Origin of the sequence: Bradyrhizobium sacchari (genome assembly GCF_002068095.1) — a bacterium.
GTDB lineage: Bacteria > Pseudomonadota > Alphaproteobacteria > Rhizobiales > Xanthobacteraceae > Bradyrhizobium > Bradyrhizobium sacchari.
This window is the reverse complement of sequence record NZ_LWIG01000007.1, coordinates 962421-975966: the sequence shown is the minus strand read 5'-3', so window position 1 is coordinate 975966 and position 13546 is coordinate 962421. Positions and strand designations below refer to the sequence as shown.

Sequence of the window (13546 nt, the reverse complement as noted above, 5' to 3'; positions counted from 1 at the left end):
TGCAGCTGCGGCAGGCCATTCCTCTCGGAACACCCAGACAATATCCGATTGCGCTATTACAAGGGTGGGCAAAGCGAAGCGTGCCCACCACCTGTTTCTATTCATAGCGTGATGGTGGGCACGGCGCTCCGCGCCTTTGCCCTTCCTACGAAGGCTGTGCTGGTGGAAATAGGTCTCTCCCCGTCATTGCGAGGAGCGAAGCGACGAAGCAATCCAGACTGTTTCCGCGGAGAGAAGCCTGGATTGCTTCGCTTCGCTCGCAATGACGGGGGGCCGCCCATTTCGCCTGAAGGCGTCGAATTGGCGCGGCCCGGGCCGTTTCCCACAGCTCCGCGATGGCATATGCTAAGCTCGCCCACCGGCCCACGGAGCATTTCAAGACATCGCGTAACATTTCTTCATTATGCCGCTATCCCGAGCCAGGTTGGAGCGAACCGACAGAACAGGGAGGCAGTGCCATGACGATGAGGCCGGATCCCACCTTTCACGCATCGCCCAGGCTTGCGATGGAAGCACCGGCGGAGAACTTCGCCTACACCTTGCTGCTCAGTCCGGATTTCTCGAAGCCGGATGCTCTCGCGGTCATCGACGTCAAGCCGGGATCGCCGACCTATAGCCAGATCGTCCACACCGTGACGATGCCCAACAAGGGCGACGAGTTTCATCACTTCGGCTGGAATGCCTGCTCCTCCGCCCTGTCGCCGCTTGCCGGACACGCGTTCATCGAGCGGCGCTATCTCATCATCCCCGGGCTGCGCTCCTCGCGGATCTATATCATCGATACCAAGCCGGATCCGACCAAAGCCAAGATCCACAAGATCATCGAGCCGGAGGAGGTCTTCAAGAAGACCGGCTACTCGCGACCGCATACCATCCATTGCGGGCCGGACGGCATTTACGTGAGCACGCTGGGTGGCGGCGGCAAGGACGGCACCAACGGACCTCCAGGCGTCTTCATCATGGATTGCGAGACCTTCGAGGTCCTCGGACGCTGGGAGATCGACCGCGGCCCGCAGACGCGGCACTATGATTTCTGGTGGAATCTGCCGCGCGACTACATGGTGACGAGCGAATGGGCGCTGCCGCCGCAGTTCGAGAACGGGATCGTTCCGGAAGACCTGCTGTCGAACAAATATGGCCATTGTCTCCACTTCTGGGATCTCCGCGCCCGTCGCAACGTCCAGACCATCGATCTCGGCGCCAATCATCAGATGGCACTGGAGGTGCGGCCCGCGCATGATCCGGTTCGCGAATACGGCTTCGTCGGCGTCGTTGTCGACACCACCAACCTCGAAGCATCGATCTGGACCTGGTGGCGCGAGGGTGGAAAATTCCATGCCGAAAAGACGGCGACGATCCCTCCCGAACCCGCGCCAAAGGAGAAGCTCCCGCCGCTGCTGCAGGGATTTGGCGCCGTGCCGCCGCTGGTGACGGACATCGACCTGTCGATGGACGACCGGTTTCTCTATGTCTCGTGCTGGGGGACGGGCGAAATGCGCCAGTACGACGTCAGCGATCCCAGAAAGCCGAAGCTTGCAGGCTCGGTCCACATCGGCGGCATCGCGCGCCGCACGCCCCATCCGAATGGCAAGGCCTTTGCGGCGGGACCGCAGATGGTCGAGATCAGCCGCGACGGCCGGCGCGTGTACTGGACCAATTCGCTCTATTCCACCTGGGATGACCAGTTCTATCCCGATGGGGTTCCGGGCGTCGAGGTCATGGCCAATGTCGGCCGCAACGGCGGCCTCGAGCTCGACAAGGACTATTTCGTGAGCTTCCCCGACGGATATCGCGCGCACCAGATCAGGCTCGAGGGCGGCGATTGTTCGACGGACTCCTTTTGCTATCCGTCGGCCTAGACGGGACGCATGCGAGCCCGGCGCTTGGCTGGCTGTGGCTCGCGCTCGCTGCGAGCGGTCTCTACCACGGGATCAATCCGGGAATGGGATGGCCGCTCGCCGTTTCGGCCGGGCTCATGGACAAGAGCCCGCGCGCGCTCTTCCGCGCGTTGTGGGGTCTGGCGGCCGGGCATCTCCTGGCAACGCTTCTCGTGCTGCTGCCATTCGCATTTCTGTTGGTGCTGGCCGAGTGGCAGCGTCAGATCCAGATTGTCGCGAGCCTTCTCGTCATCGGCTTCGGCGTCTACCGGCTGATCGACAGGCGTCATCCGCGCACCTTGGCACGAATTCCGCCGACGCAATTGGCGCTCTGGTCGTTTGCGGTCGCCATCGCGCACGGCGCCGCCCTGATGCTCGTGCCGATCTATCTCGGTCTCTGCCAGGCCTTCGAGCTCGATGCCGGCCATGAGGCGGCAGGCGCGCTGATGAAGGCAAATCTCGGGATGGCGGTGCTGGTGGCCCTGGTCCACGTGACCGCCATGGTCGCCGCCGGCGGATGTCTGGCGTGGCTGGTCTACCGCCATCTGGGATTGAAGTTCGTCTCGCGAAGCTGGTTCAATCTCGATGCGGTCTGGGCGATCAGCCTCGTTCTGGTTGGCGCGGTGGCCCTCGCTTTCAATCCTGCGAGCTGGCGCTGAGGTGGCGGAGTAACCTCCCGCCGTCGTCATTGCGAGCGAAGCGAAGCAATCCAGACTTTCCCTCTGGAGACAGTCTGGGTTGCTTCGTCGCTTCGCTCCTCGCAATGACGGAAGAAGTGGTGACTATCTTGCTAACGCCCACTCGCCGATGATGCGAAAGCGCCCCTTGGCATCATCCTGCTTGAACAGCGCGAGGCGGTCGATCGTCAGCGCCTCGAGCTGCAGCGCCGCAAACCGTTCCCGCAGCATCGCCAGAATGGGCCCGCGCCGCTCCGCATCCAGCCGCCCCGTCAGCGTCATGTGGAAGCGGAATTCTTCCATCACGTAAGGATAGCCCCAGCGGTCGAGATAGTCGCGCTGCCGCTCGCTCAGCTTCTCCGGCTTGCGCCGCGCGCGGTCTTCCGCCGTCAGCGGTGCACGGAAGGCGTCGAAATCGCGGACGATATCGGCGGCGAGCTCTTGGAGCGCTTCGACCGGCTCGGCCGGAATGACGGCAATGAAGCCGCTGATGGCATCGACGACGGGGCGGATCACCGGAACGGGCCGCGCCATGCCGGCGAAGGCCGCGCAGGCCGCCATCAGCTCCCCTTCGGTCTTGCCCGGTGCCAGCGCCATGGGCGCCTTCAGCGTGGCGTGAAAGCCGTATTTGCGGGGATCGGCGCTGACGTCGCGCCAGTCCGGCGCAACTTGCAGCGCCTCACGCGGAAATGGCAGCTCGTCGCCGGTGTGGGCGTCATAGCCGAGCAGCGCGGCGCCGAAGCGCGAGAGGGCGCTGTCGGCGCCTGCGGCGAAATAGATCGCGTAGCGGGGAAAACCTGTCATCGCCCGAGCATAACCAAATTAGGCCGCCGCGACAGCTTCGCGTGGTGCAGCCGCGGCGCTGAGCAACCGCGTCGCATCGGTGAGATGCACGAGCTTCCCGCCCGATATCACGGCGATGATCCGCGGCCGCAACGGCACGCTGTCGTCAACCAGCAGAATGTCGGCGCGGCGTCCTTGCGCGATCTCGCCGCGATCGGTGAGGCCAGTCGCGCGCGCGGGGCCGGCCGAGACCAGATCCCAGGACTTCGTCAGCGGCAGCACGCCGTCGGCGGCGAGGCGGAATGCGGCGAGCAGCTGCGCGGGATAGTAATAGTCCGACGCCAGCACCGAGCAGAGCCCCTTTGCGATCATGTCGGACGCCCTGGTCCAGCCGGTGTGGCTGCCGCCGCGCACGACGTTCGGCGCACCGTAGACGATGGCATCGCCGTGGCTTGCCGCTGCGCGCGCCGTCTCTTCGTTGATCGGGAATTCTGCGATCGTCGCGCCCAGCTCGCGAAACTCCCGGCGCATCGCCGGCGTCGCATCGTCATGCGAGAGCATGCGCACTTCGGCTCCGCGGGCGGTGGCGGCGAGCCGTGACACGGACGCCGGTACCTCGGCAGCGCGCGCGACCACATCCGCGACCAGCTTGTCAAAATTCTCGCTCGACAGTCCGGTACGCTCCACCATGCGGTTGCGTTTGCGCGGATTGGAGATGTCGGCAACGACCCCGTCCATGTGGTCGTTGAAGGCGAACAGATCGACGCGGCCCTCGCTGAGCCATTGGCCGATCTCGGCCTCGGCGTCGAGATTGTAGGTCTCGTGGCGCAGATGAAAGCGGGTGTCGGCGGCGAATTGCGGGCGCTGCCGCTCGATCGCCTCCATCAGGCCGCGTGCATTCGTGGCGCTGCGCAGGCCCGGCTCCCACGAGCAGGTCGTGGCGTGAAACACGGTGGTGATGCCGTTGCTGATCGCCTGGCGGTCGCTGTCGGCGAGCGCGACGTCGATCGGGAAGTCGACGCCGGCGCGCGGCATCATCTGCCGCTCGAACGCATCGCCGTGGAGGTCGACGATGCCCGGCAGCACCAGCAGGTTGCGCGCATCGATCGCGAGCCGCGCGCGGCCGCGGGAGGCGCCCACCTCCGCGATGCCAGGTCCGGACACCGCCAACGACGTTTCAACGAGTTCGGTGCCGATCAGGGTCCGGCCGCCTTCAAGGAAAATGTCTGTCACGCGATTGCGCTTTTCTTGCTGCTGCGAGGGGAATCTATCCGTGCTTCATACGTGGCGAGGAAATCTTCAATCCCGAGCTTGCGGAAATCGGGCAGGGCCTCACGCAATTTGTCGTGATCCCAGTCCCACCAGGCGAGCCCCGCAAGCCGTCCGGCGATCTCCTCCGAGAACCGCCGCCGCACGATCCGTGCCGGATTGCCGGCGACGATGGTGTAGGCCGGCACGTCCTTGGTGACGATGGCGCCGGCCGCGATCACCGCGCCGGTGCCGATGTTGCGGCCCGGCAGCACGATCGCGCCATGGCCGATCCAGACGTCGTGGCCGATATGGACGTGATGCTGGCGCCGCCAGGCGAAGAACTCGGCATCGTCGCTCTCGCCTTCGAAATAGGCGCTGGAGCGATAGGTGAAGTGCGCCTGCGTCGCGCGGTGCATCGGATGATTGCCGGGATTGATGCGCGTCATCGCCGCAATCGAGGAGAACTTTCCAATCGTCGTGTAGGTGATCTGGGCGTCGTTCACGACATAGGAGTAATCGCCCATCGTGACCTCGTGCAGGATCGTGCGCGCGCCGACCTCCGTGTAGGCGCCTAATCTGGTCTCATGGAGCTTCGCGGAAGCGTCGATGGTCGGTTGGATCGAAAGCACCTTGCCGGCCATGCTGCGTCCGAACGTTCGAGGCGGGCAACCCTCTTCGGGTGGCTTGATGACGATGTCATGACGCAACGATGACAGGGGAATAGGTGTGCAGGATCGCCGCACCGCATGCGCGTGTCACACAAGTGTCAAGCGTCGGCGTTAGCGGTTGGCTCCAGCTACTCTGGAGCCCTTGTATGCTGGTGGTTGAAGGTCTGACGTGCCGCTTTGGCGCAAAAGCCGCGGTGGACGACGCTTCGTTTCAAATCTCCCCCGGCGGTTTCGTCGGTGTGATCGGACGATCCGGCGCCGGCAAGTCGACGCTGCTCCGCACCATCAACCGCCTGGTGACGCCGACGCAAGGGCGCATCCTGTTCGACGGCACCGACGTCACCGCGCTGCGCGGCAAGGAGTTGCGGCAGTGGCGGGCCCGTTCGGCCATGATCTTCCAGCAGTTCAACCTGGTTGGCCGGCTCGATGTTCTCACCAACGTCCTGATGGGACGCCTTGCCACCATGCCGGCCTGGCGCTCGCTGTCGCAGATCTGGCCCGAGCAGGACAAGGCGCTGGCGATGTCGGCACTCGAGCAGTTCGACATTGCCTCGCTCGCGGCCCAGCGCGCCGACCAGCTCTCCGGCGGCCAGCAGCAGCGCGTCGCCATCGCCCGCGCGCTGGTGCAGCAGCCCGACATCATCCTCGCCGACGAGCCGATCGCCTCGCTCGACCCGCGCAACACCAAAATCGTGATGGATGCGCTTTTGCGCATCAACAAGCACTTCGGCATCACCGTGCTCTGCAACCTGCATTCGCTCGATCTTGCCCGTACCTATTGCGACCGCTTGATCGGCATGGCCGCCGGCCGCGTGGTGTTCGACGGCGCGCCGTCCGCACTGACCGACCACGTCGCGCGCGAGCTCTACGATCTCGAAGCCGCCGACGTCATGGGCGGCATGCCTGTCCCGGCGCCCGAGGGCGTGCCGGCACTCGGGACCGCCGCGGCCGCCTGAGCCGCGTCGCACCTGTTCAGTCGCCATTTTTGCGTAACCGACCCCAACCGATGAAGAGGGTATCATGATCACTCGCAGACTCGTTCTCGCCGGCGCCGCCGCGCTCGCCTTTACCGCTGCTGCCTCCGCCGAGGACTGGAAAGCAAAATATCCCGCGCTGACCTTCGCGGTCATTCCGGCGGAAAACGCCTCGGGCGTGACCGAGCGCTGGGCGCCGTTCATGAGCTATCTCTCCAGGGAGCTGGGCGTGAAGGTCACGCTGCGCATCGCCAACGACTATGCCGCCGTCATCGAAGGACAGCGCGCCGGCAACATCCATATCGCCAGCTACGGCTCGGCCTCGTTCGCGCGCGCCCGCCTGACCGGCGTCAAGACCGACGCCTTCGCCAACGACATCAACGCCGATGGTTCGACCGGCTACTACTCGGTGTTCTTCGTCAAGGCGAACAGCCCCTACAAGAAGATCGATGACCTCAAGGGCAAGAACCTCGGCCTGGTCGACCCGAACTCGACGTCCGGCAACAACGTGCCGCGCTTCGAGCTCGACAAGATGGGCATCACGGACGCCGACACCTATTTCAGCAAGGTCGTCTTCACCGGCAGCCATGAGAACGCGATGCTGGCGCTGGCGCAGGGCACGGTCGACGTTGCCGCCAACCAGTGGACCAGCGACGACGATTCGACGCTGGCGCAGATGCTGACCAAGGGCATGCTGAAGAACGCCGACGGCTCGCCGATGAAGAAGGACGATTTCCGCATCATCCACAAGTCGGCGCCGATCATCAACGGCCCCTACGCCTATAACTCCGACCTGCCGGAAGATGCCAAGGCGGCGATCGCAAAGGCGTTCTTCGACGCGCCGGCCAAGGACAAGGCGGCCTTCGATCGCCTCCAGGACGGCCAGAAGAAGGGTTTTCATCCCGCCACCACCAAGGACTGGGATGGCACGATCGAGCTGATCAAGTTCGTCGATGCATTGCGTAAGAAGAAGGCGTCCTGAGCTTTCAGGACGAGCCACTTGAGCCGGGTCGATGGACCCGGCTCTTTCTTTTCCGAACGATCCATTGCCCTGACCCAATGACCCTCGCGGTTTCGATCCTCCCTGAGCAGCAGCTGGCCGCGCTGAATGCTGCCTATCGCGAGGCAGTCTCGCGCAGGCGGCTTCGTCTGCTGTTGGGCGCCGCGATCTTTGCCGCGGCGCTGGTTCTCGCCGCGATCGGCGCGGAAGTGAATCTGCGCACGCTGTTCACCTATTTCGGCAACTTCGTCAGCTATTTCGACCGCATCCTCACGCTCGACGGCGGCCAGCGGGTCTGGACCGATGTCGGCGAGTGGCTGTGGGGCTGGCGCAAATGGCTGAAGATGCTGGGCGAGACCCTGCTCATCAGCTATGTCGGCACGTTGATCGGCGCGACCTTCGCCTTCGCCCTCAACTTCTTCGCGGCCGAGAACACCTCGCCCGCGCCCTGGCTGCGCTTCCTCGTGCGCCGCTTGCTTGAATTTGCCCGCACCGTCCCCGGCATCGTGTTCGCGCTGGTCTTCGTGATCGCCTTCGGCCTGGGGCCGATGGCGGGCGTGCTCGCGATCGCGATCCACTCCACCGGTGCGCTGGGAAAACTGTTCTCGGAGATCGTCGAGAATGCCGACATGAAGCCGGTCGAGGGCATCCGCTCGACCGGGGCGAGCTGGCTCTCCTGCATGCGCTTCGCCATCCTGCCGCAGGTCACCGCCGGCTATGCCAGCTATGCGCTGCTGCGCTTCGAGATCAATGTCCGCGAAGCTTCCGTCATGGGCTTTGTCGGCGCCGGCGGCATCGGCCAGGAGCTCGTCGTCGCCATCCGCAAATTCTATTACTCCGACGTCAGCGCGATCCTGCTCACCATCATCGTCACGGTCTTCATCATCGACATCAGCACCGGCTGGCTGCGCGGCCGCCTGTTCGGCAAGGAGGCGCGGACGTGACGAAGCCGCAGCAGGTCGACACGCGAGAGCTTCGCGCGCGCTATCCTGACGTGTTCGACCGGCCGGCCTCGGCGCGGCTGGCGATGCCGGCGATGATCGTCGGGGCATCCGCGATCCTGGTCTACGGCCTCGTCGATCTCGACTTCTCGCCCTCGCGCTTCTTCGCCGGCCTCAGCCAGCTCGGCTGGATCAGCCTGATGATGATCCCGCCGGATCCTGGCTCCTCGCTGCCAATCTATCTGAAGGCGCTCGGCGAGACGCTGTCGATTGCGCTGCTCGGCACCACGCTGGCCGCGCTGTTCGCGCTGCCCGTCAGCCTGCTCGCGGCGCGCAACGTCGTTCCGTCCAACATCCTGCGCTTCCCGATCCGCCGCTTGCTCGATTCGATCCGCGGCGTCGACACGCTGATCTGGGCGTTGGTGTGGATCAACGTGGTCGGGCTCGGCCCGTTCGCCGGCGTGCTCGCCATCGCGGTGTCGGATTTCGGCGCGTTCGGAAAACTGTTCTCGGAGGCGATCGAGGGGGCCGACCAGAAGCAGGTCGAAGGCATCCGCGCTTCCGGCGGCAGCCCGTTGCACGAGATCCGCTTTGGCCTGTTGCCGCAGGTGCTGCCCGTCATCGCCGGCCAGGTGCTCTATTTCATCGAATCCAATACCCGCTCGGCCACCATCATCGGCATCGTCGGAGCCGGCGGCATCGGCCTCCAGCTCGCCGAGCAGATTCGCGTGCTGGAATGGCAGAAGGTGTCGTTCCTGATCCTGATGATCCTTGTCGCGGTCGCCGCGATCGATTTCATATCGGGCAAGCTGCGCTTTGCGATCATTGGGCGTAGGGCGGCGGCGTAGCCTGCTTTCTTCCCGTCTCCCCTTCTTGTGGAGTGGCTAAACCTCACCCGTTCTCCACCAGAAACTCCACGCGCTCCGCCGCGAAGCGCGAATGCTTCGTCACCAGCGGCTTGCCGGCAAGATCGTGGTCGGTGGCGTCCACGACCAGGATCGGCCGCCCCAGCGGCAGATCGAGCCGTGCCGCATCAGTCGCATCGACGATGCCGGCGGTGATCCGGGTCGCGCCGCGGCGATAGTCGCGGACGCCGTAATGTTCGAGCAGTTTCGTCATCGATCGCGTCGCGGCGAACACCTCGCCTGCGCCTGGAAACAGCTCGGCTGACAGCCAGGTGGTGGAAACGCAGATCGGCGTGCGGTCGGCAAGCCGGATCGCCTCGATCCTCACCAAGGGCGCGCCGGTCTTCAGTCCCAGCTCCCGTGCCAGTTCACGCGTCGCCGTGTCCTCGGATGCCTCGATCAGCCGACCATGCGGCTCGCGGCCGTCCGCGCCGACGATCTCGGAGAAGCGCGTGCGCGAGCGCAAGGGATAGGCCAGCTTCTGCGCTTCGACATAGGTTCCGCTGCCGCGTTCGGCGCGCACCAGGCCGCGCTCGGCAAGGGCTGCCAGCGCGCGGCGCACGGTGTGGCGGTTCACGCGATAGGTTTCGGCGATCTCCATCTCGGCCGGCAGCTTGTCGCCGGCCGCAAAGCGGCCGTCGGCGATGCCGCGCTCGATGCCGTCGGCAACGAGGCGCCACAGCGCGACGCCCGAGGAGGCTGTGTCCTGCATGCTCATGTCGTCGGTCAGCCTAGCCCGAAAATCACATCTTTGTCACGAAACAGTCATGGCGCGCCCGTATGAAGTTGTCTAGTATCATAGACAACTTAGATTCGGCAAGTTCTGTCAAAAGCGCGGTGGATCAGGTGACCCAGCACAATACCCAGCAAGCCCAGCGCAAGGCCGCGATGGCCGTGCTGGCGCACGCGGAGGCGGTCGAGATCGCCGCTCGCCTCCGCGATCTCGCCCTACCGGCTCATCAGGATCTGCGTGCGCCGGAGAACGGCCTCGTCATGCTGCGCGGGCGGGTCGGCGGCGACGGCGCGCCGTTCAACCTCGGCGAAACCACGGTGTCGCGTGCGGCGGTGAAGCTTGCGAGTGGCGAGGTCGGCTTCGGCTACACGCTCGGGCGGGATGGCGAGAAGGCGCGGCTGATCGCGCTGTGCGATGCGCTGGTGCAGTCCCGCGATTTCGGCGGGCTGGTCGAGCGCAGCGTTATCGCGCCGTTGCGCGAGCAGCTTATGGTCAGGCGGACGCGGGCGGCGGAAGAGGCCGCCGCGACGAAGGTTGATTTCTACACCATGGTGCGCGGTGAGGGGTGAGGTCATGACCACGATTGCGGAATTGCCGCCGGGTTTCGCCGACAAGGTCTTGTCGGCGCAATCGACCTTTCGCTCGGTCATGGATGCGATGGCGCGGCCGGGCTTGGTCCAGCGCATCGTGCCGATGGCGGGGGCGCCCGGGCCGATGATGCGCGGCACCGCCGCGATCGCGCTGACGCTGTTCGACCACGACACGCCGCTCTGGCTCGATGCGCAGATGGCGGAGAGTTCTGACGTCTTGAAATGGCTCAAGTTCCACACCGGCGCGCCGGTGGTGCAGGATTCCTCGATCGCTGCGTTCGCGCTCATCAGCGATGGCGGTGCGCTGCCTCCGCTCGAGCGTTTTGCGCTCGGCTCGAGCGAATACCCGGACCGTTCGACCACGGTGATCGTCCAGGTCGACGGCCTCAGCTCCGGACGCGCTTTCGAGCTGCGCGGCCCCGGCATCGACGGTGTCGCAACGCTGCAGGCGTCGATCAAGCCTTTCGACCTGTTCGAGCGGCTGCGTATGAACGAGGCGCTGTTTCCGCGCGGCATCGACGTGGTGCTGGTCGCAGATGACGCGGTGGTCGCGATCCCGCGCACCACGCGCGTCGTGAGCAAGGGAAGCTGAAGCATGTATGTCGCAGTCAAAGGCGGCGAACGCGCCATCGAGAACGCCCATCGCCTGCTCGCACATAAGCGGCGCGGCGATCAGAACGTCGCGGAAATCTCCCTCGACCAGATCTCGGAGCAGCTCGGCCTTGCCGTCGATCGCGTCATGAGCGAGGGCTCGCTCTATGACCGCGAGCTTGCGGCGCTCGCGATCAAGCAGGCGCGTGGCGATCTGATCGAGGCGATCTTCCTGGTCCGCGCCTTCCGCGCCACCCTGCCGCGCTTCGGCGCCAGCGAGCCGGTCGACACCGGCGCCATGCGGGTGCAGCGGCGGGTGTCGGCGACCTTCAAGGACATTCCGGGCGGGCAGATCCTCGGGCCGACCTTTGACTATACCCACCGCCTGCTCGATCCCTCGCTCGCGGAAGGTTTTGTGCCGGAGACGCCGGCGGCGGCCGAAGCATCCACCGTTCCGACGCCGCGCGTCACCGACATTCTAGGCCGCGACGGGCTGATCGAGTCCTCACCGCAGGCCGCGGACGGCGCCAGCGTCGGCGACCTCACCCGCGAGCCGCTGAACTTCCCGGCGGATCGCGACCTGCGCCTGCAGAACCTCGCGCGCGGTGACGAAGGCTTTCTGCTCGCGATGGGCTACTCCACCCAGCGCGGCTATGGCCGCAATCACCCCTTTGTCGGCGAGATCCGCTTCGGCGAGGTCGAGGTCGAATTCGTAGCAGAAGACGTCGGCTTCGCCGTGCCGCTCGGTGCCATCGAGCTCACCGAGTGCCAGATGGTCAACCAGTTCAAGGGCTCCGCGACGGAAGCGCCGTGCTTCACCCGCGGCTATGGCCTCGCCTTCGGCCAGAGCGAGCGCAAGACCATGTCGATGGCGCTGGTCGACCGCGCGCTGCGCGCCCGCGAGCTCGGCGAAGAGGCCCTCGCCCCGGCGCAAGACGAGGAATTCGTGATGTCGCATTCGGACAACGTCCAGGCGACCGGCTTCGTCGAGCACCTGAAGCTGCCGCATTATGTCGACTTCCAGTCCGAGCTCGGCCTGCTCCGCAAGCTTCGCCAGGAATTTGCTGAAGCGTTTGCCGATGCCAACGCGCCCGATGCCATGAAGGAGGCCGCGGAATGAACGCGCCCGCCTATAACTTTGCCTATCTCGACGAGCAGACCAAGCGGATGATCCGCCGCGCGATCCTGAAAGCAATCGCGATCCCCGGCTATCAGGTGCCGTTCGCCAGCCGCGAAATGCCGATGCCTTATGGCTGGGGCACCGGCGGCGTGCAGGTCACGGCCGCGATCCTCGGGCCGCAGGACGTGCTGAAGGTGATCGACCAGGGCTCTGACGACACCACCAACGCGATCTCGATCCGCAAATTCTTCGCCAAGACCGCCGGCGTCGCCACGACCACGGCGACGGACGAGGCAACGGTGATCCAGACCCGCCACCGCATCCCGGAGACGGCGCTGCACGCGAGCCAGGTGCTGGTCTATCAGGTGCCGATCCCGGAGCCGCTGCGTTTCCTCGAGCCGCGCGAGACCGAGACGCGGCGCATGCATGCGCTCGCCGAATACGGCTTGATGCATGTGAAGCTCTATGAGGACATCGCCCGCTTCGGCCACATCGCGACCGCCTATGCCTATCCGGTCAAGGTCAACGCGCGCTACGTGATGGACCCGTCGCCGACGCCGAAATTCGACAATCCCAAGATGGACAATTGCCCGGCGCTGCAATTGTTCGGCGCCGGCCGCGAGAAGCGCATCTATGCGATCCCGCCCTACACCCAGGTGGTCTCGCTCGATTTCGAGGACCACCCGTTCGAGCCCTACCGCTTCAACGCGCCCTGCGCGCTGTGCGGCGCGGAGAATTCCTATCTCGACGAGATCGTCACCGACGACAAGGGCGGTCGCATGTTCGTCTGCTCCGACACCGATTATTGCGAGGGCCGCCAGGCCGCCGGCCATCACGGCAGCCTCAGCGCCGCGCCCTACAAGGAGAAGGCGCATGGTTGATCAAGCTACGCTCGACAATGACGAGCCGCTGCTGGTTGCCGCGTCCCTCAGCAAGTCGTTCGGCCGCATTGCTGCCTGCCGCGACGTGTCGTTCTCGCTCTATCCGGGCGAGGTGCTGGCGATCGTCGGCGAATCCGGCTCGGGCAAGTCGACGCTGCTGCAGATGCTGTCGGGCCAGCTCACCCCGAGCGCAGGCCACGTCTCCTACCGGATGCGCGACGGCATCACCCGCGATCTCGCCACCCTTGGCGAGGCCGAGCGGCGTTTGCTGTTCCGCACCGATTGGGGTTTTGTCCACCAGGATCCGGCGCAGGGCCTGCGCATGGCGGTCTCGGCCGGCGCCAATGTCGGCGAGCGGCTGATGGCGGTGGGCTGGAACCACTATGGCCGCATCCGCGACACCGCGTCGGACTGGCTGACTCGCGTTGAGATCGACGTTGCGCGCATCGACGATGCGCCGCGCACTTATTCCGGCGGCATGCGCCAGCGCCTCCAGATCGCCCGCAACCTCGTCACCGAGCCGCGGCTGGTGTTCATGGACGAGCCGACCGGCGG

The 13546-nt window shown here is 65.4% G+C and carries 15 protein-coding genes; 11 read left to right on the top strand and 4 right to left on the bottom strand.

From position 1 onward, the window contains the following. The first annotated feature begins 458 nt into the window (after positions 1-458). Both A5906_RS11145 and A5906_RS11140 read left to right on the top strand, forming a co-directional pair. Positions 459-1859 carry a selenium-binding protein SBP56-related protein gene (locus A5906_RS11145; RefSeq protein WP_080135194.1) on the top strand — a complete coding sequence of 467 codons (1401 nt, stop codon included), beginning with the start codon at positions 459-461 and terminating at the stop codon, positions 1857-1859. An 83-nt stretch (positions 1860-1942) separates the two neighbouring features. Then, positions 1943-2536: a hypothetical protein gene (locus tag A5906_RS11140; protein WP_136615140.1), complete on the top strand. Its 594-nt coding sequence runs from the start codon at positions 1943-1945 to the stop codon at positions 2534-2536. Between the two features lie 123 nt (positions 2537-2659). Here A5906_RS11140 and A5906_RS11135 read toward each other — a convergent pair whose 3' ends face one another. From A5906_RS11135 to A5906_RS11125, 3 genes are read right to left on the bottom strand one after another with little or no spacing between them, the layout of a single operon-like run. Continuing rightward, positions 2660-3358, bottom strand: a complete 699-nt coding sequence (locus A5906_RS11135) for a DUF1045 domain-containing protein (protein WP_080135192.1) — start codon at positions 3356-3358, stop codon at positions 2660-2662. An 18-nt stretch (positions 3359-3376) separates the two neighbouring features. Continuing rightward, positions 3377-4570 (bottom strand): alpha-D-ribose 1-methylphosphonate 5-triphosphate diphosphatase, encoded by a 1194-nt coding sequence (locus tag A5906_RS11130; protein ID WP_080135191.1) that lies wholly within the window; start codon positions 4568-4570, stop codon positions 3377-3379. Then, positions 4567-5229, bottom strand: coding sequence for a transferase hexapeptide repeat family protein (locus A5906_RS11125; RefSeq protein ID WP_080135190.1), 663 nt, complete (start codon positions 5227-5229; stop codon positions 4567-4569). The genes A5906_RS11130 and A5906_RS11125 overlap by 4 nt, the downstream gene beginning before the upstream one ends. A 173-nt stretch (positions 5230-5402) precedes the next feature. On the opposite strand from A5906_RS11125, the gene phnC reads away from it, so the two are divergent. The 4 genes from phnC (at position 5403) to phnE (A5906_RS11105) (ending at position 9019) form a co-directional block, all read left to right on the top strand. Beyond that, on the top strand, positions 5403-6212 hold the full coding sequence (phnC, locus tag A5906_RS11120; protein WP_018646363.1) for a phosphonate ABC transporter ATP-binding protein: 810 nt from the start codon (positions 5403-5405) through the stop codon (positions 6210-6212). A 64-nt stretch (positions 6213-6276) separates the two neighbouring features. Then, a complete protein-coding gene (phnD, locus tag A5906_RS11115; RefSeq protein WP_080135189.1) occupies positions 6277-7212 on the top strand; it encodes a phosphonate ABC transporter substrate-binding protein in 936 nt (311 codons plus the stop codon). Positions 7213-7289: 77 nt separating this feature from the next. Then, positions 7290-8174 carry a phosphonate ABC transporter, permease protein PhnE gene (gene phnE, locus A5906_RS11110; RefSeq protein ID WP_080135188.1) on the top strand — a complete coding sequence of 295 codons (885 nt, stop codon included), beginning with the start codon at positions 7290-7292 and terminating at the stop codon, positions 8172-8174. Continuing rightward, positions 8171-9019 (top strand): phosphonate ABC transporter, permease protein PhnE, encoded by an 849-nt coding sequence (phnE, locus tag A5906_RS11105; protein WP_080135187.1) that lies wholly within the window; start codon positions 8171-8173, stop codon positions 9017-9019. The genes phnE (A5906_RS11110) and phnE (A5906_RS11105) overlap by 4 nt, the downstream gene beginning before the upstream one ends. A gap of 43 nt (positions 9020-9062) precedes the next feature. On the opposite strand, the gene phnF is transcribed toward phnE (A5906_RS11105), so the two are convergent. Beyond that, positions 9063-9794, bottom strand: a complete 732-nt coding sequence (phnF, locus tag A5906_RS11100) for a phosphonate metabolism transcriptional regulator PhnF (protein ID WP_080135186.1) — start codon at positions 9792-9794, stop codon at positions 9063-9065. Positions 9795-9913: 119 nt separating this feature from the next. Between phnF and phnG the strand changes: the two genes are divergently transcribed. The 5 genes from phnG to A5906_RS11075 all read left to right on the top strand — a co-directional run. Continuing rightward, positions 9914-10378 carry a phosphonate C-P lyase system protein PhnG gene (phnG, locus tag A5906_RS11095; protein ID WP_080135185.1) on the top strand — a complete coding sequence of 155 codons (465 nt, stop codon included), beginning with the start codon at positions 9914-9916 and terminating at the stop codon, positions 10376-10378. Positions 10379-10382: 4 nt separating this feature from the next. Then, a complete protein-coding gene (gene phnH, locus A5906_RS11090; RefSeq protein WP_080135184.1) occupies positions 10383-10991 on the top strand; it encodes a phosphonate C-P lyase system protein PhnH in 609 nt (202 codons plus the stop codon). Between the two features lie 3 nt (positions 10992-10994). Further along, a complete protein-coding gene (locus A5906_RS11085) occupies positions 10995-12110 on the top strand; it encodes a carbon-phosphorus lyase complex subunit (protein WP_080135183.1) in 1116 nt (371 codons plus the stop codon). Then, a complete protein-coding gene (locus A5906_RS11080) occupies positions 12107-12991 on the top strand; it encodes an alpha-D-ribose 1-methylphosphonate 5-phosphate C-P-lyase PhnJ (RefSeq protein WP_080135182.1) in 885 nt (294 codons plus the stop codon). The genes A5906_RS11085 and A5906_RS11080 overlap by 4 nt, the downstream gene beginning before the upstream one ends. Next, on the top strand, positions 12984-13546 hold a 563-nt coding region (locus A5906_RS11075), incomplete at its 3' end, for an ATP-binding cassette domain-containing protein (RefSeq protein ID WP_245326666.1). The genes A5906_RS11080 and A5906_RS11075, both read left to right, overlap by 8 nt.